Source organism: Streptomyces sp. NPDC007901 (assembly GCF_042959465.1).
Lineage (GTDB): Bacteria > Actinomycetota > Actinomycetes > Streptomycetales > Streptomycetaceae > Streptomyces.
On record NZ_JBIBKW010000098.1, the window covers coordinates 1 to 1,628 of the forward strand.

Sequence of the window (1,628 nt, forward strand, 5' to 3'; positions counted from 1 at the left end):
GTGCTGGAGGAGCTGCCGCTGACGGTGAACGGCAAGCTCGACCGCGCCGCCCTGCCCGCACCCGACTACACAGCCGCCTCCACTCTGCGCGGCCCGTCCACACCGACCGAGGAGATCCTCTGTGGTGCCTTCGCCGATGTGCTCGGTCTTGAACACGTAGGCGTGGACGACGACTTCTTCGAACTCGGCGGGCATTCCCTGCTCGCGACCCGGCTGCTCAACCGTGTCCGTACCCTCCTGGGCACCGAGCTGCCTGCCCGCACCCTCTTCGCCACCCCCACACCCGCCGGCCTGGCCGGGCACCTTGAGGGCGCCGATGCCGGGCGGGTGCCGTTGACGCGGCGGGAGCGGCCGGAGCGGGTGCCGTTGTCGTTCGCGCAGCGTCGGCTCTGGTTCGTCGGCCAGTTGGAGGGTCCGAACCCGACGTACAACAACTCCGTCGCTCTGAAGCTGACGGGTGAGTTGGATGTGCCCGCGTTGCGGGCGGCGTTGCGGGATGTGCTGGAGCGGCACGAGGTGCTGCGCACGGTGTTCCCGTCGGTGGGCGGACAGCCTTACCAACGGGTGCTGGACCTGAGTGAACTGTCCTGGGACGTGACGTTCGCCGAGATGTCCCAGGAGGCCCTGGCGGGTGCGGTGTCGGAGGCGGCTGGGCATGCCTTCGATCTGTCGGTCGAGGTGCCGGTGCGGGTGTCGTTGTTCTCGTTGGGTGCGGGCGAGCATGTGCTGGTGATCGTGGTGCATCACATCGCCACGGACGGTTGGTCGACAGCGCCGCTGATACGCGACTTCACCACGGCGTATGCGGCGCGGTGTGTGGGGCGTGCGCCGGGGTGGGAGGCGTTGCCGGTTCAGTACGCGGACTATGCGTTGTGGCAGCGTGAGGTGCTGGGGGACGAGAACGACCCGGACAGTGTGCTGTCACGTCAGGTGGAGTATTGGCGAAACGCGCTGGCGGGGGCTCCGGAGGAGCTCGCGCTGCCTACCGACCGGCCGCGCCCGGCGCGCGCGGACTGGCGTGGACACACCGTCGCCGTGGAGGTTCCGGCTGACGTTCACCGCCGGTTGTCGGCGATCGCCCGCGAGCACGGCGTGACGTTGTTCATGGTGTTGCAGGCGGGTCTTGCGGTGTTGTTGTCGCGTCTTGGTGCGGGTACGGATATTCCGATCGGTTCGCCGGTGGCGGGTCGGGCGGATGAGGCGCTGGACGATCTGGTCGGGTTCTTCGTCAACACGCTGGTGCTGCGCACCGACCTGTCGGGCAACCCGACGTTCACCGAACTCCTCGACCAGGTGCGTGAGACCAGCCTGGCCGCCTTCGCCCACCAGGACGTCTCCTTCGAGCGGCTCGTGGAGGAACTGGCGCCGGCCCGCTCGCTCTCCCGGCACCCGCTGTTCCAGGTCAATCTCGTCATGCAGAACACGGCTGCGCCCGTGTTCGACCTTCCGGGCCTGCGCACCGAGGTCATGCCGACCGACACCTCGCTGACAGCACGGTTCGACGTCAACGTCTCTCTCGCGGAGAGCTTTGACGGCGGTGGTGGGTTTGGTGGGTTGCGTGGTGTGGTGACGGTTGCGGCTGATGTGTTCGGGGTGGGGAGTGCGGGGGTGTTGGCTGGTCGTTTGGT

Annotated in this window: 1 protein-coding gene; it reads left to right on the plus strand. The window is 68.1% G+C overall.

What is annotated here, in order from left to right; all coding sequences use genetic code 11:
• A partial coding sequence (locus ACFZDK_RS55810) for a condensation domain-containing protein (RefSeq protein ID WP_390987110.1) occupies window positions 1–1,628 on the plus strand: 1,628 nt, incomplete at both ends.